Annotated in this window: 19 protein-coding genes and 1 tRNA gene; 12 read left to right on the top strand and 8 right to left on the bottom strand. The window is 56.5% G+C overall.

Features of this window, described 5'->3' with window-relative positions; genetic code table 11:
• Positions 1 to 73: 73 nt before the first annotated feature.
• Positions 74 to 859, top strand: coding sequence for a hypothetical protein (locus AC2FFE_RS01580; RefSeq protein WP_496845672.1), 786 nt, complete (start codon positions 74 to 76; stop codon positions 857 to 859).
• A 231-nt stretch (positions 860 to 1,090) separates the two neighbouring features.
• Here the strand turns inward: AC2FFE_RS01580 and AC2FFE_RS01585 are convergent.
• Positions 1,091 to 1,177 (bottom strand) — tRNA-Leu (locus AC2FFE_RS01585).
• Positions 1,178 to 1,320: 143 nt separating this feature from the next.
• On the opposite strand from AC2FFE_RS01585, the gene AC2FFE_RS01590 reads away from it, so the two are divergent.
• Positions 1,321 to 1,980, top strand: coding sequence for a DsbA family oxidoreductase (locus tag AC2FFE_RS01590; protein ID WP_496845673.1), 660 nt, complete (start codon positions 1,321 to 1,323; stop codon positions 1,978 to 1,980).
• A 39-nt stretch (positions 1,981 to 2,019) separates the two neighbouring features.
• Positions 2,020 to 2,685, top strand: coding sequence for a lipoyl(octanoyl) transferase LipB (lipB, locus tag AC2FFE_RS01595; protein ID WP_496818604.1), 666 nt, complete (start codon positions 2,020 to 2,022; stop codon positions 2,683 to 2,685).
• Between the two features lie 472 nt (positions 2,686 to 3,157).
• On the opposite strand, the gene AC2FFE_RS01600 is transcribed toward lipB, so the two are convergent.
• A complete protein-coding gene (locus AC2FFE_RS01600; RefSeq protein ID WP_496845674.1) occupies positions 3,158 to 3,577 on the bottom strand; it encodes an HIT family protein in 420 nt (139 codons plus the stop codon).
• An 83-nt stretch (positions 3,578 to 3,660) separates the two neighbouring features.
• Positions 3,661 to 4,416 carry a glutathione S-transferase family protein gene (locus AC2FFE_RS01605; RefSeq protein ID WP_496845675.1) on the bottom strand — a complete coding sequence of 252 codons (756 nt, stop codon included), beginning with the start codon at positions 4,414 to 4,416 and terminating at the stop codon, positions 3,661 to 3,663.
• Between the two features lie 189 nt (positions 4,417 to 4,605).
• Here AC2FFE_RS01605 and ctaD point away from each other — a divergent pair, with 189 nt between their 5' ends.
• The 3 genes from ctaD to AC2FFE_RS01620 all read left to right on the top strand — a co-directional run bounded on the left by ctaD (position 4,606) and on the right by AC2FFE_RS01620 (position 7,502).
• Positions 4,606 to 6,264: a cytochrome c oxidase subunit I gene (ctaD, locus tag AC2FFE_RS01610; protein WP_496818607.1), complete on the top strand. Its 1,659-nt coding sequence runs from the start codon at positions 4,606 to 4,608 to the stop codon at positions 6,262 to 6,264.
• A 157-nt stretch (positions 6,265 to 6,421) separates the two neighbouring features.
• Positions 6,422 to 6,904 carry a GNAT family N-acetyltransferase gene (locus AC2FFE_RS01615; RefSeq protein WP_496845676.1) on the top strand — a complete coding sequence of 161 codons (483 nt, stop codon included), beginning with the start codon at positions 6,422 to 6,424 and terminating at the stop codon, positions 6,902 to 6,904.
• Positions 6,905 to 7,010: 106 nt separating this feature from the next.
• On the top strand, positions 7,011 to 7,502 hold the full coding sequence (locus AC2FFE_RS01620; RefSeq protein WP_496818609.1) for a DUF2244 domain-containing protein: 492 nt from the start codon (positions 7,011 to 7,013) through the stop codon (positions 7,500 to 7,502).
• A 24-nt stretch (positions 7,503 to 7,526) separates the two neighbouring features.
• Here the strand turns inward: AC2FFE_RS01620 and AC2FFE_RS01625 are convergent, their stop codons facing one another.
• Positions 7,527 to 8,012, bottom strand: coding sequence for a GatB/YqeY domain-containing protein (locus tag AC2FFE_RS01625; RefSeq protein WP_496818610.1), 486 nt, complete (start codon positions 8,010 to 8,012; stop codon positions 7,527 to 7,529).
• 183 nt (positions 8,013 to 8,195) lie between these two features.
• Here AC2FFE_RS01625 and carA point away from each other — a divergent pair, with 183 nt between their 5' ends.
• Positions 8,196 to 9,362 carry a glutamine-hydrolyzing carbamoyl-phosphate synthase small subunit gene (gene carA, locus AC2FFE_RS01630; RefSeq protein WP_496845677.1) on the top strand — a complete coding sequence of 389 codons (1,167 nt, stop codon included), beginning with the start codon at positions 8,196 to 8,198 and terminating at the stop codon, positions 9,360 to 9,362.
• 82 nt (positions 9,363 to 9,444) lie between these two features.
• Positions 9,445 to 11,325, top strand: a complete 1,881-nt coding sequence (locus AC2FFE_RS01635; RefSeq protein ID WP_496845678.1) for a glycosyltransferase — start codon at positions 9,445 to 9,447, stop codon at positions 11,323 to 11,325.
• Between the two features lie 3 nt (positions 11,326 to 11,328).
• On the opposite strand, the gene AC2FFE_RS01640 is transcribed toward AC2FFE_RS01635, so the two are convergent.
• Positions 11,329 to 11,976: a GntR family transcriptional regulator gene (locus tag AC2FFE_RS01640; RefSeq protein WP_496818613.1), complete on the bottom strand. Its 648-nt coding sequence runs from the start codon at positions 11,974 to 11,976 to the stop codon at positions 11,329 to 11,331.
• A gap of 99 nt (positions 11,977 to 12,075) precedes the next feature.
• Here AC2FFE_RS01640 and AC2FFE_RS01645 point away from each other — a divergent pair, with 99 nt between their 5' ends.
• The 3 genes from AC2FFE_RS01645 (at position 12,076) to AC2FFE_RS01655 (ending at position 14,325) form a co-directional block, all read left to right on the top strand.
• Positions 12,076 to 12,720 carry a pyrimidine 5'-nucleotidase gene (locus tag AC2FFE_RS01645; protein ID WP_496845885.1) on the top strand — a complete coding sequence of 215 codons (645 nt, stop codon included), beginning with the start codon at positions 12,076 to 12,078 and terminating at the stop codon, positions 12,718 to 12,720.
• 86 nt (positions 12,721 to 12,806) lie between these two features.
• A complete protein-coding gene (locus AC2FFE_RS01650; RefSeq protein WP_496818615.1) occupies positions 12,807 to 13,055 on the top strand; it encodes a hypothetical protein in 249 nt (82 codons plus the stop codon).
• 73 nt (positions 13,056 to 13,128) lie between these two features.
• The gene (locus AC2FFE_RS01655) at positions 13,129 to 14,325 is read left to right on the top strand and encodes a UbiH/UbiF family hydroxylase (protein ID WP_496845679.1); all 1,197 of its coding nucleotides are present in this window, start codon (positions 13,129 to 13,131) and stop codon (positions 14,323 to 14,325) included.
• A 12-nt stretch (positions 14,326 to 14,337) separates the two neighbouring features.
• On the opposite strand, the gene AC2FFE_RS01660 is transcribed toward AC2FFE_RS01655, so the two are convergent.
• Positions 14,338 to 15,465 (bottom strand): aminotransferase class V-fold PLP-dependent enzyme, encoded by a 1,128-nt coding sequence (locus AC2FFE_RS01660; protein ID WP_496818617.1) that lies wholly within the window; start codon positions 15,463 to 15,465, stop codon positions 14,338 to 14,340.
• Positions 15,466 to 15,699: 234 nt separating this feature from the next.
• Here AC2FFE_RS01660 and hutC point away from each other — a divergent pair, with 234 nt between their 5' ends.
• Complete coding sequence (gene hutC, locus AC2FFE_RS01665; protein WP_496845680.1) at positions 15,700 to 16,401, top strand: histidine utilization transcriptional repressor HutC; 702 nt, start codon at positions 15,700 to 15,702, stop codon at positions 16,399 to 16,401.
• Between the two features lie 6 nt (positions 16,402 to 16,407).
• Here hutC and AC2FFE_RS01670 read toward each other — a convergent pair whose 3' ends face one another.
• Together AC2FFE_RS01670 and AC2FFE_RS01675 are read right to left on the bottom strand one after the other, a co-directional pair.
• A complete protein-coding gene (locus AC2FFE_RS01670) occupies positions 16,408 to 16,866 on the bottom strand; it encodes an Lrp/AsnC family transcriptional regulator (RefSeq protein WP_496818620.1) in 459 nt (152 codons plus the stop codon).
• Complete coding sequence (locus tag AC2FFE_RS01675; RefSeq protein WP_496818621.1) at positions 16,863 to 17,318, bottom strand: Lrp/AsnC family transcriptional regulator; 456 nt, start codon at positions 17,316 to 17,318, stop codon at positions 16,863 to 16,865. The genes AC2FFE_RS01670 and AC2FFE_RS01675 overlap by 4 nt, the downstream gene beginning before the upstream one ends.
• Between the last annotated feature and the right edge of the window lie 69 nt (positions 17,319 to 17,387).

Consider the following 17,387-nt stretch of genomic DNA (forward strand, 5'->3'; position numbering starts at 1 on the left):
AGTGAATAACTGACTGGAGCCTGTGTAACTGACCGCAGATGTTTCCGTCTGAGTGAACACAAAAGGTAGAAAAATGCACTTTCCAAAGAGGCGTTTTCGGCATGTCAAAAGTGTCGTACGAAAGTTCCGCAGCGAGTTTTCGCAATATGTGTTGGAACAGAGCCGCTCTCAGGTTTTGTGCGGCCCCATGGCGGGGTTTCGTTTCACCGAGAACGCATTCTGGGGTCAGCACTCTGATACAGCCACAAAGATTTTTGGTCTGTACGAGCAGCAAAACCTGGAAATCTTGAGCCAGTCAGAGAAACAAGTTCTGGTGGACATAGGTGCCGCAGACGGATTTTGGGGCGTCGGTCTTGTATCTGCAGGTAAGTTCGAAAAAAGCGCTTGCTTTGAAATCTCCGATAAAGGTCGTGAAGTAATCCTGGAAACGGCCAAACACAATGGGGTTGAAGACCGGGTCAGCATCTTTGGCAATGCCCTGGACAATACCGTTGATAATATTGCGACCGTGTCCTCCGATCCTGACGACATATTCTTCTTGATTGACATCGAAGGTGTTGAATTCGACCTCTTAACAGAAGAATTCCTACACCACTTTCGTGAGTCAGAATTCCTGATCGAACTTCATCCTCAAATGGTTGAAGATGGAGACGCAAAGCTAAAGGCAATTGAAGAGTTCTGCGGTCCATATTTTGACATCAAGTACATCGATGGCAGCGTCCGGGACACCTCAGAAATGGACAAAATCATAAAGCTCGGTGACGATTTCAAATGGGCGCTCTTGTCAGAAGGTCGCGGGTTTCCAATGCAATGGTTACACTTGATACCTCGAAAACAGGTTGTGATATCGACGGCCTGAGAGGCGCAGAATGGGTGAGCTAAGGCTAGCAGCCAGACCTCAAACAGAGCGCTCTGCAGGTGCAGCCGTGATCTTACGCTCGTTGATCGCTGGTCGAAACAGGCAGCACGTGTCCGATGCAAAGGGATAGGGCCGCGTAGGCGACGGCGGAAACAGAAACAATAAAGTTACTTCTTAGTTACTTCCAAAAACAAAGGGTTACGCCGAAAGGACGTAACCCTTTGTTTTTACTGGTGCGGACGGAGAGACTCGAACTCTCACGGGTGTTACCCCACAGCGACCTCAACGCTGCGCGTCTACCAATTCCGCCACGACCGCACTCTGCCATTGACTTGGTAGAGGGGCGTATAGACGCAGATGGGGCTGATGTGAAGAGGCAAAACAGCGCTGGTTTAAATTCCATTTGAACCGGCATATCTGTTGGGTCAGGTGAAACGAAAACAGACAGACTGGACCTTATCATGAACACCTCTGACCCACGCCCCGTTCTTCAGGTTGATATCGTCTCGGATGTTGTTTGCCCCTGGTGCATTGTCGGATTTCGGCAGCTCGATCTGGCCTTGCAACAGCAGCAGGTGTTGGCCCGTCTCAGATGGCATCCTTTTGAGTTGAACCCAGCCATGCCCTTGGAAGGTCAGAACCTGCGCGAACATATTGCGGAAAAATATGGCTCGACGGCTGAGCAAAGCCAGCAAGCCCGCGACAGGTTGACCGCTTTGGGGTTGGAGCTTGGGTTTACCTTCAATTTCAATGACGAAAGCCGCATTGTTAACACCTTCGCAGCGCATCAGCTGTTGGATTGGGCCGAAACACATGGACGGCAGCACCCGCTGAAACTGGCCTTGTTCGAAGCATACTTTAGCCACCAACAAGATGTCTCGGATACCGATGTTCTGATTGAGGCTGTGTCTGCGGCCGGGCTGAATCCAGATGATGCCCGCACGGCGCTTGAATCCGGCGCCCATGCTGCATCAGTGCGCGAGAAACAGCAGTTCTGGACCAATCGGGGCGTCACGGGTGTTCCATCCATGGTGTTTGGGGGCAAATACCTGCTGACCGGAGCGCAGGGAACCGAGACTTACACCCAAGTTCTGCAGCGCTGCTTGGCCGAGGCGGCCTGACCCCTTCCCCCTGCCCCGCATGCGCGATATGAGGCCGGTATGGAATGGAAAATCACTGATGGTCTGACCCGGTATGAGGATGCCGTTGCCTTAATGGAGGCGCGCGTGGCCGCGATTGCAGCGGGCGATGCAGAGGAGTGCGTGTGGCTACTGGAACATCCCCCGCTTTATACCGCCGGAACATCGGCCAAAATCGCGGATCTGAAGGACCCCGACCGCTTCCCTGTCTATGAAAGCAAACGTGGCGGGGAATACACCTATCACGGCCCCGGGCAGCGCGTGGCCTATGTGATGCTGAACCTGAACACACGCGGCCGCGATGTGCGGCAGTTTGTGAAACAGCTGGAGACCTGGGTGATTGCCGCCCTAGCGGAATTCAACGTTCAGGGTGAAATCCGCGATGGCCGCGTGGGCGTTTGGGTTCGGCGCGATGACAAGCCGCTGACCGCAACGGGCAAGCCTGCCGAAGATAAACTAGCTGCTATTGGACTGCGCCTGCGCAAATGGGTCAGCTTTCATGGCATTTCGATCAATGTCGAGCCGGAGCTGGATCATTTCAACGGGATCGTACCCTGTGGCATCACCGAACACGGGGTCACCTCGCTGGTCGATCTGGGCTTGCCTGTGACCATGGCGGATGTGGATGCCGCGCTGCAGAAGACCTTTGAAGAGGTTTTCGTAGCCCCACCAAAAAGCCATATTTGAATGATTCGAATCGCAATTTGATAGTTCGCAGACACAATCCCGTAGGCTCACATAGCTCTGTTTCCCGATTTCGAGGGCCTTGCACAATTATGTAACGATATTATCTTTCAATTTAACCAAAATTCACTTCTTTGAATACAACACCAATGTTTACGAGTAGCATGGAACAGCCAATCTAGAGTGAGTGGTATGTTAAACCGGTGATCCAGGGCTTGCCCTGTGAAATCCGATCAGTGTTTGGTTACGAGTCTGCCGTTCCGACCCCAAATCGGAACGGCAATTCTATCTCTAAGCATTCGATGAGCTGGACCACGTTCTCAAAAGCACATGATCCCTATCGGAAGATCACAGCGCAATCGTCCGTCACGGCTGGCCGGGCACTGGTTGCAAAGGCTTTGAGCGTTCAAAAACTGACGTTTGCACTAAACTCTAGGACATCCCCCTCTTAGATAGCGCGTTTCCGTCGCTTCACTCAGTTCAGCGCCTTCCTGATCTTTTCCGCATGCTCGGCAATCAGATCAAAATCCCCCATATTGCCCGGTGGGCGCAATGAGAAACCTTCGTGTCGGGGCAGAACATGGAAATGAAGGTGAAATACCTCTTGCCCACCAGCTGCTTCGTTGAACTGCTGGATGGTAACCCCGTCGGCCTCAAACGCCTGTTTCACCGCATGGGCCAATTTCTGCACCGTCGCCATCACTGCAAATAGTTGTTCGGGCGTAGCATCCAGCATGTTGCGGCACGGGCTTTTGGGGATGACTAGCAAATGGCCGTCTGATCGCGGCATGATATCCATGAAGGCCAGCGTGTCGTCATCTTCGTAAACACGGGTCGACGGGATTTCACCGCGCAGGATCTTGGCGAAGATGTTGTCGGGGTCATAGCTGGACATATGCAGGCTCCGGTTGGATGCTGGTTTCCTACCTGCGTTTGTGCGAGGCCCCATGGATGCGGTCAAGCCGCAAAAAACGAGTGTCACAGCGACAAGGGCGTCGCCAACCAGTCCTGATACATCCTGTCGCGGTGCGCCAACAAACCAGATGACAAAACCGCCCTCGTTTCATCCGAGACATGCGCGAACACAGCTCTGGTGCTGGGCCGCATGGCGCAGAGCGCATCTGGCAAAGGTGAAAACAGGGCCATAAAGGCGGCGCAGTAGATATCAGCGGCGGTCAGACGATTGCAGAACAGAAAATCTCCACCGGTTTCAAGCTGAGCGCTGACGCGTTTCAGTATCTCATTTGCACGCCCTTCGGCCAAAGCGCCCGCCTCAGGATCATACCCGTATTTTTCCCCCAGATATGCGGCAATCTTGGGGTGGAAACCACCATCCCGTCCTTCAAGCCCCGAATGAATTTGCTGCAACCGCCTGTGCCAGCCCAGCCCACCCGGGGCCGCCAGTAGATTTATGAACTCCATAATCTCGGAGACTGCTGCCTCAGGAACCAAATCCGGGTCAGGCGCTATAAGCTGAACCAGCGAAACGATCTGGGCCGCGTCCGAAACCGGGCTTTCGTCTTCCCAGAAAACAACCGGCGCGCTGTCTGTCTGCGCCCAAACAGCCTGTGCGCGGTCCTGCTGGTCCAAATAGACGGGCATCCAGGGGATGTCCTTGACGTAGAGCAATCCTTTGACCGCCTCGCTCCAGGGGCTGGGCACGCCGCCGACCACAATCATACGCAGACCTGACGCTGCTTTTGCCTGCTCGGTCGTCGCGTATTTCAACGCCATTTGGACCCCTCCAATGATGCTACATGTGCACTTATACCAAGTGCCGCAACCGCTGCCCGCGACAATTAATCTTGATCCATATCAAACTCGACCATTGAAGGCGCCCTCTTCGCATTCTAAAACCAGCAGGAATCCCGCGCGTTGGAGAGGTCCGACTGCGCGGTGCAGTTGCAACAGGAGGCACCTATAATGGCAGACGCAGCCATTCATGGTCACGATCATGAAGACCAGCGCAGTTTCTTTGTGCGTTGGTTCATGTCGACCAACCACAAAGACATCGGGATTCTATACCTGATCTTCTCGGCTCTGGCCGGTCTGATCTCGGTGATGATGACCGTTTACATGCGGCTTGAACTGATGCACCCCGGTGTGCAGTACATGTGCCTCGAAGGGTTCATGGCCGATCCATGTACCCCGAACGGGCACCTGTGGAACGTCATGATCACCTATCACGGTGTTCTGATGATGTTCTTCGTTGTCATCCCGGCCCTGTTTGGCGGTTTTGGCAACTATTTCATGCCGTTGCAGATCGGTGCACCGGATATGGCGTTCCCACGGATGAACAACCTGTCCTTCTGGCTGTATGTCGCTGGCACCTCGCTGGGTGTTGCTTCGCTGCTGAGCCCTGGCGGTAATGACCAGCTTGGCTCGGGCGTGGGTTGGGTTCTGTATCCACCGCTGTCCACGACCGAGGGCGGCATGTCCATGGACCTTGCGATCTTCGCCGTGCACGTATCGGGCGCCTCCTCGATCCTCGGCGCGATCAACATGATCACCACCTTCCTGAACATGCGCGCCCCGGGCATGACCCTGTTCAAGGTGCCGCTGTTCAGCTGGTCGATCTTCATCACCTCGTGGCTGATTCTGTTGTCCCTGCCGGTTCTGGCTGGCGCAATCACCATGTTGCTGATGGACCGCAACTTTGGCTTCACCTTCTTTGATCCGGCCGGTGGCGGTGACCCGATCCTGTATCAGCATATCCTGTGGTTCTTCGGCCACCCGGAAGTGTATATCGTGATCCTGCCGGGCTTCGGTATCATCAGCCACGTGATCGCGACCTTCTCGCGCAAGCCGATCTTTGGCTACCTGCCGATGGTCTGGGCGATCATCGCAATCGGTGTTCTGGGCTTCGTTGTGTGGGCACACCACATGTACACGGTTGGCATGTCACTGCGTCAGCAGGCTTACTTCATGCTGGCCACGATGGTCATCGCGGTACCGACCGGTGTTAAGGTCTTCTCGTGGATTGCGACCATGTGGGGCGGCTCCATCGAGTTCAAGACGCCGATGCTGTTTGCCTTCGGCTTCCTGTTCCTGTTCACCGTTGGCGGTGTGACCGGTGTGGTTCTGTCGCAGGCCGGTATCGACCGCGCCTATCACGACACCTACTACGTGGTGGCACACTTCCACTATGTGATGAGCTTGGGTGCCGTCTTCGCGATCTTCGCGGGTGTGTACTTCTACTTCTCGAAGATGACGGGTCGTCAGTACTCGGAGTTCTGGGGCAAGGTTCATTTCTGGCTGTTCTTCATCGGCGCCAACCTGACCTTCTTCCCGCAGCACTTCCTGGGCCGTCAGGGCATGCCGCGCCGCTATATCGACTATCCCGAAGCGTTCGCGCAGTGGAACTATGTCTCGTCGATTGGCGCGTTCATCTCGTTCGCCTCGTTCATCCTGTTCTTCGGCATCGTGATCTACGCCCTGCTGCGTGGCGCGAAAGAAACCCGTCCGAACCCGTGGAACGAATACGCGGACACGCTGGAATGGACCCTGCCGACACCGCCGCCTGAACACACGTTCGAGCAGCTGCCAAAGCAGGAAGACTGGGATAAGGGCCACGCGCACTGATCCGGTCAGAGAGCACAGAAAACCCCGCCCGAACCGGCGGGGTTTTTCTTTTTCAGGCAGTTCTCAAAAATCCACGCTATACCTACCCCAACACAGATACGACGGTAGCCGGTGGATTGTGCGGAAAGTACAAACAACAACATTTGCAGGGACAATCATGCCGACGACTGATGCCCATAGGATCGAGCCTGCAAGCACAATGATTCCGGATATCCTAAGCCTTGTACGGCAGAGCTTTGCCTATATGGAACAGCGGATTGATCCGCCCTCGTCAATGCACCGCCTGACCGAGGATAGCATCCGCAAGACCTGCACTGAAGGCGAGGTTTGGGTCATGGGTGACAGGCCAGATTGTTGCATCTTTCTGACGCCGAAAGGTAATTGCCTCTCTGTTGGCAAACTGTCTGTCCGCGATGACAAGCGCGGGAAAGGGCTTGCCAGATCGTTGATTGAATTGGCCGGGCAACGCGCGCGGTCAATGGGGCTTTCCTGTCTGGAGCTGGAAACGCGGATCGAGCTGACTGAGAACCACAACACCTTCCAACGCATGGGGTTTGTCAAAGCCGGCGAAGGGGCGCATGTTGGATTTGATCGCCCAACTTACATCATTATGCAAAAGCCTGTTGTAAGGGATACATAACCGCCGCTGTTGCAGGCTTGAACCATAGCTTGCTTGCGGCCTGATTTGTCGCATAAACCATCAAACCGCCCTTCGACACGCGCCTCGACTACGCTAAGTTTCAGCCATGCCCTATCAATGGACCCAGACCTCGGACAGTGAACAACAGCTGCGCTTGTGGCCGCACAATTCGCTGCCGCCACGTGGTGCGATGATTGTTATCCTATCGGTATTTCTATTCGGTCTGATCCCAATCCTGGCGATGCTGGGATCTGCGATACTGTGGGGCCTGTTGCCCTTTCTGCTTGTGACGGTACTGGGCCTGTGGCTGGCCATTCAGACGAACTATAAAGCGCGTAGCGTGTTTGAGGTGCTCACACTGAACGGAACCCGCGCGCAGCTGATCCACCGCACACCCGGCAAGCAGCAGCAGGAATGGTCCTGCAACCGCTATTGGGCGCGTGCAGAGATGCACAGGAAAGGCGGCCCGGTTCCGTATTACGTTACCCTTGTGGGAGACGGGCGCGAAGTCGAAATCGGTGCGTTCCTATCCGAAGAGGAACGCATCAGGCTGTATGATGAGCTGGTGGAACGACTGCGCGGACCAGCCGCGCAGTAGCTGCACTCACATCTGGCTAAGTGTTTAGCAGCCGCCGTTTGATGCGGCGCATAGGTGGTCTTTGACCATCGGGCCAACCCGTCCAAAATCCATCTGGCCGGTATAGCGGGTCTTAAGCTCGCCCATCACCTTGCCCATATCCCGGATCGAACCGGCACCTGTGGCAGTGATCGCGGATTGGATCGCCCGTGTGACCTCATCTTCATCCAATTGCTTGGGCAGGAACTCCTCAATAATCGCAACCTCACGCATTTCACGTTCGGCCAGGTCCAGGCGTCCGCCCTCTTCATAGGCGCGGGCGCTTTCCTTGCGCTGCTTGGTCATTTTACCAAGAATTTCAAGAACCTCGGCATCACCACAGCCCTTCGCCTCTTCATTGTCAGAAGCGCGCGAGGCGATATCTCGATCCTTGATTGCGGCGTTGATCAGACGCAGCGTCGACAGACGCTCTGCCGCTTTGTCTTTCATTGCTTGCTTCAGGGCAGTGTTCACCCGTGATCGCATGTCCATTTGGTTTGTCCATCCCCATGACAAAGGAACCCCGAACATATCCAAACAAAAAGCATGATACAACAGGGTGCGAAACCACTTAACCTATTGATAAATAACAATAGCCAAAAATTTGAACACACTTGACCCGAAGGCATAACCCCCTTAGTTATGCGCCGATTTACCCTTTAGGAGAGTTGCGCCATGGTCCAGAATGCCCCGTCCAAGCCCACCGCATGTCTGGCTCTGGCCGACGGAACCCTGTTTTACGGCGTAGGCTTCGGCGCAACCGGCCAAACCGTGGCCGAGCTGTGTTTTAACACCGCGATGACAGGGTATCAGGAAATCATGACTGATCCCTCCTACGCTGGGCAGATCGTCACCTTCACCTTCCCGCATATCGGCAACGTCGGTGTGAACCCTGAAGATGACGAAACCGGCGATCCGGTGGCCGCCGGTATGGTGGTCAAATGGGATCCGACCGAACCCTCGAACTGGCGCTCCGCTGAAGAGTTGAAGGATTGGCTGGCCCGCCGTGGCCGGATCGCCATTGGCGGTGTTGATACCCGCCGCCTGACCCGTGCAATCCGTCAGCAAGGCGCACCGCATGTGGCCCTGGCCCATGATCCAGGGGGGAATTTCGATATAGAAGCGCTAATTGCAGCGGCCCGTGGGTTTGCCGGTCTGGAAGGCATGGACCTCGCCAAAGAGGTTACCTGCGCCCAAAGCTATCGCTGGGATGAAATGCGCTGGGCCTGGCCCGAGGGCTATGCCCGTCAGGACGCGCCTGTTCATAAGGTCGTGGCAATCGACTATGGTGCCAAGCGCAACATTCTACGCTGTCTTGCTTCGGCGGGCTGCGATGTGACCGTGCTGCCGGCAACCGCCACTGCCGCCGAGGTTCTGGCTCACAATCCCGACGGAGTGTTCCTGTCAAACGGTCCGGGCGATCCCGCCGCGACAGGTGAATACGCCGTGCCGATGATCAAAGAAATTCTTGAGACGACAGAATTGCCGGTTTTTGGCATCTGTCTGGGTCACCAGATGCTGGCGCTGGCGCTGGGGGGGCAGACCATCAAGATGAACCACGGTCACCATGGTGCGAACCACCCGGTTAAGGATCTTGAGACCGGAAAGGTCGAAATTACTTCGATGAATCATGGCTTTGCTGTGGATGCCGAGACCCTACCCGAGGGCATTGTGGAAACTCATCGGTCTTTGTTTGACGGATCAAACTGCGGCATTCGCATGACGGATCGCCCGGTCTATTCAGTACAATATCACCCTGAGGCCTCACCGGGACCGCAGGACAGTTTCTACCTGTTCGAACGTTTCGCAGACGCCATGGCAGGACGTAAAGAGCAAGCATAATCGCCTTCTGCCCAAGGTTAACCCGCTATTAACCTAAAATGATCAACCCTGACGACAGGTCGCTGCGTCAGGGTTTTTTTTAATGGTTGAATTGAATCTTCAGAATTTCACCTCTGCTGCACCGATCCCGCCACAAGGATTACGCAAGCCCCTTGGGGCCTGCTTGATCGAACAAGGCGCAATCACAGCGGACCAATTGGGGCAAGCGCTGGACCTGCAATCACGGCAAAAGGCGCCACTGGGGGAAATTCTGGTTGGTGAGGGCTGGGTCAGCCGCGCCGATATCCTGACGGCATTGTCCGCACAAAGCGGTTGGCAAATTGCCGATCTCGAGGAAATCCCACCCGCCCCGGGCCTGTCCGAGTTCAAGCCGGTGGAATTCTGGCTGGCGCATAATGTCATCCCCTGGATGCGCATTGGCCCCCTTCTTCTGGTTGCGACTGCCCGTCCCGACCGGTTTCCAACCGTCACCGCCGAGATGCAAGATTGCCCCTACGCCGTCATTCCCGTTCTGGCCGCGCCAGACCAGATTGACCGGGTGATATCGCAGCAATTCGCCATACCTTTGGCCCAAGCCGCCGAAACACGTGTGGATGAGGCGCAAAGCTGCCGCACCTGGACACCCGTTTCGCGCGCCGTTCCGGTTTTGGGTGCCATTGGGGTGATCACCCTTTTTACGCTGATGCCGAAGTTCGGGCTTTCCGTTCTTCTGACTGCAGCTGTTATCACGTTGATCCTGTTCATGATCCTGCGGGTAGCAGGCGCGTCGGCCTTTGTGCTGTCGCAGATCAGACGACGAGAGGTTGATCACAGCTCCGCCCCGATTTCCCTGCGACAACCTTGTGTCTCGATCATGGTCCCACTGTATAAAGAGCGCGAGATTGCAGGTGCTTTGATCCAGCGCTTGCAACGGTTGACCTATCCCAAGGCGCTGCTGGATGTGATCCTCGTGCTGGAAGAAAGCGACGAAGTTACGCGCGAAACGGTTGCCAAGGTCGATCTGCCCAGTTGGATCAGAACCGTCGAAGTTCCCGAGTTGAGCGGCCTCACCACCAAACCACGCGCGATGAACTATGCGCTGGATTTCTGCCGGGGCGACATTCTGGGCGTCTGGGATGCCGAAGATGCGCCGCAGCCGGATCAGATCGAACGTGTTGTCGAACATTTCACCCAAGCCGCACCGGATGTGGTCTGCCTGCAAGGGGTTTTGGACTACTACAACCCCCGTACCAACTGGCGCTCACGCTGTTTTACGATCGAGTATAACAGCTGGTTTCGGGTTATTTTACAGGGCATTGCCCGGTTGGGCCTTGTGGTGCCTCTGGGTGGAACCACTTTTTTCTTTCGCCGGGATAAGCTGATCGAACTTGGCGGTTGGGATGCCCATAATGTGACCGAAGATGCAGACCTAGGCGTGCGCCTCAGCCGTGCCGGATACCGAACTGAAATGGTGAATACCACCACCTATGAAGAGGCCAACTTTCGCGCCTGGCCCTGGGTCAAACAGCGCTCGCGCTGGCTCAAGGGCTTTATGGTCACCTATCTGGTGCATATGCGCAGCCCCTTGAAACTGTATCGCGATCTCGGATTGATGAGATTTGCCGGGGTTCAGGCGTTCTTTCTGGGCACACTGGGCCAGTTCCTTCTGGCCCCGGTGCTATGGGTGTTCTGGCTATCGACACTGGGTATTTCAAACCCGATGCAAACCATCCTGCCCCCCGCTCTCATCACGTCGTTGCTGGCGCTGTTTATTGCAACCGAAGCGATCAACATTGCGGTTGGAATGCTGGCTGTCGCCGCGCGCGAGCGGCGGTTTCTTCTGCCCTGGGTGCCGACTATGGGACTGTATTTTCCCTTAGGGGTCGTTGCGGCCTACAAGGCGTTGTGGGAGTTGGTGTTCAACCCATTCTTCTGGGACAAAACCCAACACGGCCAAGCCGCCGAGGACCTGCAACAGGTCTGAGCGTTAGTTCTCCCGCCGCACGGCATCTTGTTTGAGGCGCGTCATAAACGCGACCGAGATATGCTCTTTCAGGGCGTGGCCTGCGGCGTCTTCATCCCGTGCGGCAATGGCATCGACAATGGCTTTGTGTTCGCTCTGCGCAATCTCGCCACGCCCTTGAACCGCCAGTGACGTCGTTGCCATCAAGGCCATCGTGCGATGTACCAGGTCCAATTGCTGCACCAGATACCGATTGTGCGAGGCCAAATGTATCTGCTCGTGAAACCGACGGTTTGCCCGCGCCAAGGCGGTTGGGTCATCGACCAAAGCATCATCCTCGGCCACCATGTCTTGCAGAACTCTGATCTCTTCTTCGGTCGCATGCTTGGCGGCCAGACGGGCGGCCAGCCCTTCTAGCTCGCGCCTGACCACATACAGTTCGGCCATCTGGTTGTGATCCAAAGACGCCACGATCAGCGACCGCCCGTCCCGTTCCAACAAGGATTGCGTCTCAAGTCGCTGAAGCGCCTCGCGGATCGGAGTACGCGAGACACCAAACCGCTCGGCCAGCTCACTTTCGACCAGACGATTGCCGGGCTTATAGACCCCCACATCTATCGCTTCCAAGATCAGGCTATAGGCATCCTTGTTGGATTGTCGGGATTGGGGCATGTGTCTTACGTCTCCTCGTTCGGACATGTCTATCCGTGTCCGGGCCGTGCAATCAAGCCCGGCATTGAAAAGCTCTGCGTTGCAGCCTACACCCGCAGCATGGTCAAACCTGCTTTTAGCCACGTCACCCAATGGGTGTTCGATCTGGATAACACGCTTTATCCGCCGCATATGCGCCTGTTCGACCAGATCGAGGTGCTGATGACGGATTATGTCGTGCAAGCCATCGGCGTGGACCGGGCCGAGGCTGACCGGCTGCGCAGCCACTATTGGCGTGAATATGGCACCACGCTTGCGGGTCTGATGGCTGAACATGATCTGGATCCTGATCCCTATCTGCATGCGGTCCATCAGATCGATATGAGCCATATGGATGCCGATGCCGAACTGGCTGCCCATATCCGCGCCCTGCCCGGTCGGCGTATCGTTTATACCAATGGTAGCGCGCCCTATGCGGAGCGTGTGCTTGAGGCGCGTGGGCTGACAGGTCTGTTTGATGCGATCTACGGCGTCGAACATGCAGGCTATCGCCCGAAGCCGGAAAAAGCAGCCTTCGAGGCGATCTTTGCGCAGGATGGCATTCAGGCCGATAAGGCCGCAATGTTCGAGGATGACCCCCGCAATCTGGCCGCGCCTTACGAGATGGGAATGCGCACCGTTCACGTTGCACCCGATCCACATGAGGCCGACCATATCCACCACCACACGGACGATCTGACCGCCTTTCTGGCGCGCCTGCGATAGGCTGTCACACTGCGACGATCTGCACATTCTGCGCCCGAAGCATCGACCCTATATCCCGTTTTGCGACGAACAGAACGGAGACCCCGATGACCGCGATCGAGATGCCTAGGCGCCTGCCGATCTGGCAGCGTTTGTTTTATAGAATTCCCTTGCTTGGCTGGCTGGCGCGCGACGCCGCCGAGGGCGAACCAGAAGATCTTGTGTACACCGCGGCGGCGATCTTCAGCATGTGGGGCTGTTCAACTTTTCTGTTCGGACTACCGGGCCTTTATATTCCAGCGGTGATGATGGTTCCGGTGGTTTTCCTGATCCTCATTCTGGTTTCACGCGGCTAAGGCACGAGACAGGATGTCACTTGGCGCAGGCGGCGGAACCGCACTAGGGTCTGCCGGGAACGGAGTAAGCGCCATGACAAACAGCTGTGACATCCTGATTTCCGGTGGCGGCATCGCCGGCCTGACCGCGGCGGCCGCCTTTGGCGCAGCTGGTTTCGATGTGGTCTGCGTTGACCCGGCTCCTCCGATCACGGAACGCGATGTTGATGGGTCAGACCTGCGGACCACTGCCTTTCTTCAGCCCGCGCAGGCGTTGCTGGAACAGTGCGGATTATGGAACCGGCTGCAGGCGCACGCAGCGCCCTTGCAGATCATGCGTATCGTCGATGCGGGCGGCGACATCCCCGAACCGCGCGTGGTGCGGGATTTCAACGCCTCGGACATCTCGGATCAACCCTTTGGCTGGAACCTGCCCAACTGGCTGCTGCGGCGCGAGATGGTGGCACGGTTGGCCGAGCTTCCCAATGTCGATTTCCGCCCCGGAACCGGTACGGTCAGCCTGTTCACCCGCACTGCCGAAGCACGTGTTGGCCTGAGTGATGGCAGCCGCATCCTGTGCAAGCTGGTCATTGCTGCGGACGGGCGGAATTCTCCCATGCGCGAAGCCGCGGGGATTACGGTTCGCACCACACGCTATGGTCAGAAAGCGCTGGCCTTTGCGGTAACGCATCCGATTGCGCATGAAAATGTGTCGACCGAGATCCATCGGTCCGGTGGCCCCTTCACGCTGGTGCCATTGCCCGATTGGCAGGGTCAGCCTTCATCCGCCATCGTCTGGATGGAGCGCGGGCCACGGGCCGTCGAGTTGCAAAACCTCAATACCGACGCATTCGAGGCCGCGATGACTGAGCGGTCCTGCGGTTTGTTCGGGTCGTTGAAACTGGCCTCACGCCGGACGATCTGGCCGATCATCAGCCAATCGGCTGCACGCCTGTCAGGCGAACGCATCGCGCTCATGGCCGAGGCCGCCCATGTGGTGCCCCCTATCGGCGCACAAGGCCTGAACATGTCGCTGGGCGATCTTCGGTCACTGCTGGATCTGGCGCAAGCCCGACCTGATGGCCTGGGCGACGCGCAAATGCTGGATGCCTATCACAAGGCGCGCCATGCCGAGATTGACCTGCGGGTCAAAGGCATTGATCTGCTGAACCGCGCCTCGATGATCGAAGCGCGCCCGTTGCGCGATGCCCGCGCCATGGGGCTGAACGCCCTGTATTCTATGGCACCGGTGCGCAAGACGCTGATGCAGATGGGCCTCGGCGTTCGCTAAGGCCCGACAGGTTTACAGAACCTGATCCAGAACGCGTTTCAAACGGGAGATGGTGCCATCGACATCATAGAGCTTGTCGAGGCCGAACAGGCCCAGGCGGAACGTGCTGAACCCGGCCGGTTCGTCACATTGCAGCGGCACACCGGCGGCAATCTGCATGCCCAGAGCCGCAAATTTCTTGCCATTCTGAACTTCGGGATCAGCCGTATAGCTGACGACAACCCCCGGCGCGCCAAAACCATCCGCAGCCACTGAGACAATGCCTTTTTCTTTCAACAGCGCCCGCACGCCATTGCCCAAGGCCCATTGCGCCTGCCGCAGCTTTTCGAACCCGTAATCTTGCGTCTCAAGCATCGTATCACGAAAAGCAGTCAACGCATCTGTGGGCATGGTGGCGTGATAGGCATGTCCGCCGTTTTCGTAGGCCTGCATAATCTGGCGCCACTTTTTGAGATCCACTGCAAAACTGTCGGACTCGGTCTCTTGCAACCGCGCTTCGGCCCGTTCGGACAGCATGACAAGACCGGCACAGGGGGATGCGCTCCACCCTTTTTGCGGGGCCGAGATCAGGACGTCCACTCCGGTTGCTTTCATATCGACCCAGGCACAGCCAGAGGCGATGCAATCTAGAACCATCAACGCCCCGACCTCATGCGCGGCCGAAGCCATGGCGGTCACATACTCATCCGGCAGGATCACCCCAGCCGAGGTTTCCACATGCGGTGCAAAGACCACGTTCGGGCGGGTCTCATGAATGGTCGCCACCACATCTTCGATAGGTGCAGGTGCAAACGGGGATGGGCTGGAATTCCCGGTTTCCCGCGCTTTCAGAACAGTTGTTGCCCGGGTCAACGACCCGCTTTCGATGATCTGGCTCCACCGGTAAGAGAACCACCCATTTCGCACGACCAGAACGCTTGCATCCCGGGCAAATTGACGGGCGACAGCCTCCATCCCATAGGTCCCGCCACCGGGAATGATTGCGACGCCGTCAGCGTTATAAACCTCACGCAGCATGGCGGATGTATCGCGCATGACCTGCTGAAACTTCGACGACATGTGATTCAAAGAGCGGTCGGTAAAGACAACCGAGAACTCTTCAAGACCGTCTGGATCCACGGTTTCCAGCAATGCAGGCATTTCGAATCCTTCCCTTCGGCATTTTGTTGAAAGACTGGCGGGATTACATGGACGGGTAAAGTCAAAACGGCACGACAGAAATGACCCAAGGTCAAGTGAAACAATCCCCGTGATTCCGTGCTAAAGGCTTCAATTACAGCAAAAATGACGCCAATTAGTGTCAGCTCCCCTTTACACTTTTACTTGCTTCTGACCAGATGCATACACTTTTTGCTTGAAGGGATAATTTCACAGGTGAATGTTCAAAAGCGGATCAGCTTCCAGGTCGTTCGTGACGAAGTCAAACGCCGTATCGAAAGCCGCATCTGGCCTCAGGGCTCGCTTTTACCGACAGAAACGCAACTGGCTGAAGAGTTCAACTGCGCCCGCGCAACTGTAAACCGCGCGCTGCGCGAATTGGCTGATCAGGGCTTTGTCGAACGCAAACGCAAAAGCGGGACACGGGTCAAGAAAGAGCCCAGCCGCCATGCCAAGCTAGAGCTTCTGCTGGCCCGACAGATGGTGCAAAACCAAAACGCCGCCTATCGGTATGCTCTGGTCGAACGGAATGTCGAGTTCAGCCCAGGTTGGCTGACCTCGCAACTGGGCGTTTCAACCGATGCCAGCGTTCTGCACGTGATCTGCATGCACTATGCTGACAACCGCCCCTTTCAGCTTGAAGAACGCTGGATCAATATTGCGGCGATCCCCGAAGTTGAACATGCCGATCTGACCGAACAAGGCCCACAGGAATGGTTGCTGACCGCTGCGCCATTTACCGAAGCCGAAGTTTCGTTCTGCGCGATTTCCGCCGACAGTCGGCTTGCCGAGTTCATGGGAACCACGGCCGGGACGTCGATGATCCAGATGGAGCGCACGTCGTGGAAGGATGACATACCGTTGAATTTTTCCAGGGTGACCTATCATCCCGGCTATTGCATCCGGACGCGATATTGAACTTGGTCAGCCGATCGGCCCGGGCAGCCGTTCTTCGCTGAGCAAAACGTTCGCCTCAACATCTCCTGCGCCGGGCAGGGTCATGATCCGGCGGCGCAGCACTCGTTCGAAATCGGACAGGTCCCTAGCCACAACGCGCAGTCGGTAGTCATACAGCCCCAGCACATGTTCCACCGTTTGCACTTCGGGGATAGCACTGACGGCGCGTTCGAAATCTTCCAGACTGGCCTGACCTTTGCGGGCCAGTTTCACACCCAGAAAAACCGTGACCCCGAACCCCAAAGCCTCGGCATTCAGACGCAGCCGGCGGCCCTTGATCACACCGGCCTCTTCGAGCCTGCGAATACGCCGCCACGTGGCGGGTTGAGACAGTTCCAGTTTGCGACCCAAGCCACCGGCGCTTTGCGTTGCGTCCTGACGTAAGGACCGCAAGATTTGTCGATCAATTTCATCCAGTTCGATCATACCGGAAGCACCTCGTCCCGCTTGACCCGTGCGATATGCATCAACGCCTCGATATCCGCGATATGCGGCAGGGTCAGGATGCGATCACGGTACAGCTGCTGATAATGCGCCATATCCTTTGCCAGAATAGACAGGCGTACGTCCACCCTGCCCAGAAAGGTCTGGATTTCGATCACTTCTGGCACCTGCCGGGCTGCGGCGGTGAATTCGTCAAATGCGCGCGGCTGTGTTTTGTCCAGCGTCACGCGCAATGACACCTCGACCGCGTAACCCAAAGCGGCCCAGTCAATCACCGCCTCTTGGCCCTCGACAATCCCGGCGGCCTGCATCTTTTCGATGCGCCGCCAACAAACGCCTTGCGTGACCCGGCACCTCTCGGCCAATTCCGCAGTCGAAAGGCTGGGATCGGCCTGAAAATGGCGCAAGATACGGCGGTCAATCTCATCGAGCATGAATTTTCCATAATTCTTCGCGATAGCGAATAGATCTTCTTATTTTCTGTGAATACATGATGCCAACAC

It is taken from the genome of Ruegeria sp. YTSA168 (assembly GCF_059610045.1).

Bases quoted from the DNA above. Each gene is read 5' to 3' on its own strand.
- AC2FFE_RS01580 (WP_496845672.1), top strand. From the start codon at position 74: ATGCACTTTCCAAAGAGGCGTTTTCGGCATGTCAAAAGTGTCGTACGA.
- AC2FFE_RS01590 (WP_496845673.1), top strand. From the start codon at position 1,321: ATGAACACCTCTGACCCACGCCCCGTTCTTCAGGTTGATATCGTCTCG.
- lipB (WP_496818604.1), top strand. From the start codon at position 2,020: ATGGAATGGAAAATCACTGATGGTCTGACCCGGTATGAGGATGCCGTT.
- AC2FFE_RS01600 (WP_496845674.1), bottom strand. From the start codon at position 3,577: ATGTCCAGCTATGACCCCGACAACATCTTCGCCAAGATCCTGCGCGGT.
- AC2FFE_RS01605 (WP_496845675.1), bottom strand. From the start codon at position 4,416: ATGGCGTTGAAATACGCGACGACCGAGCAGGCAAAAGCAGCGTCAGGT.
- ctaD (WP_496818607.1), top strand. From the start codon at position 4,606: ATGGCAGACGCAGCCATTCATGGTCACGATCATGAAGACCAGCGCAGT.
- AC2FFE_RS01615 (WP_496845676.1), top strand. From the start codon at position 6,422: ATGCCGACGACTGATGCCCATAGGATCGAGCCTGCAAGCACAATGATT.
- AC2FFE_RS01620 (WP_496818609.1), top strand. From the start codon at position 7,011: ATGCCCTATCAATGGACCCAGACCTCGGACAGTGAACAACAGCTGCGC.
- AC2FFE_RS01625 (WP_496818610.1), bottom strand. From the start codon at position 8,012: ATGGACATGCGATCACGGGTGAACACTGCCCTGAAGCAAGCAATGAAA.
- carA (WP_496845677.1), top strand. From the start codon at position 8,196: ATGGTCCAGAATGCCCCGTCCAAGCCCACCGCATGTCTGGCTCTGGCC.
- AC2FFE_RS01635 (WP_496845678.1), top strand. From the start codon at position 9,445: ATGGTTGAATTGAATCTTCAGAATTTCACCTCTGCTGCACCGATCCCG.
- AC2FFE_RS01640 (WP_496818613.1), bottom strand. From the start codon at position 11,976: ATGCCCCAATCCCGACAATCCAACAAGGATGCCTATAGCCTGATCTTG.
- AC2FFE_RS01645 (WP_496845885.1), top strand. From the start codon at position 12,076: ATGGTCAAACCTGCTTTTAGCCACGTCACCCAATGGGTGTTCGATCTG.
- AC2FFE_RS01650 (WP_496818615.1), top strand. From the start codon at position 12,807: ATGACCGCGATCGAGATGCCTAGGCGCCTGCCGATCTGGCAGCGTTTG.
- AC2FFE_RS01655 (WP_496845679.1), top strand. From the start codon at position 13,129: ATGACAAACAGCTGTGACATCCTGATTTCCGGTGGCGGCATCGCCGGC.
- AC2FFE_RS01660 (WP_496818617.1), bottom strand. From the start codon at position 15,465: ATGCCTGCATTGCTGGAAACCGTGGATCCAGACGGTCTTGAAGAGTTC.
- AC2FFE_RS01670 (WP_496818620.1), bottom strand. From the start codon at position 16,866: ATGATCGAACTGGATGAAATTGATCGACAAATCTTGCGGTCCTTACGT.
- AC2FFE_RS01675 (WP_496818621.1), bottom strand. From the start codon at position 17,318: ATGCTCGATGAGATTGACCGCCGTATCTTGCGCCATTTTCAGGCCGAT.